This is a genomic window from Pseudomonas sp. Z18(2022), assembly GCF_036346535.1.
Classification (GTDB): Bacteria; Pseudomonadota; Gammaproteobacteria; order Pseudomonadales; family Pseudomonadaceae; genus Aquipseudomonas; species Aquipseudomonas yamanorum_A.
Genome location: NZ_JAOTOA010000078.1, coordinates 1 through 286, shown reverse-complemented (window position 1 = coordinate 286; position 286 = coordinate 1). Strand labels below are relative to the sequence as shown.

The window sequence follows — 286 nt, the reverse complement described above, 5'->3', positions numbered from 1 at the left end:
CACGGCCACACCCATGCCGCCGGTGGCCCATAGCAACAACAGGTTGAGCAGTACCTCGGTGGTGATTTCTCCCAGCAACTCAAACATGTAATGCGGCGGCAGCATGCGCATCCAACTGACCATCGCGGACAGGTAGATAAACAGCAGCGGTTCATCGCTCAGAATCAGCAGTCCTTTGGCAATCGCCTCATGACTGAGCTTCAGCAGCGCCGCAAGCTCGGTCTGGGAGATGTACTGCAGCAGCTTTTCGCTGTTGGGCTTGATGTCAGCCAACCACTGGTACAGC

Annotated in this window: 1 protein-coding gene; it reads right to left on the bottom strand. The window is 56.6% G+C overall.

Annotation, left to right across the window (positions count from 1 at the left end; genetic code table 11):
* A partial coding sequence (locus tag V3W39_RS33655; RefSeq protein ID WP_330214195.1) for a hypothetical protein occupies positions 1-286 on the bottom strand: 286 nt, incomplete at both ends.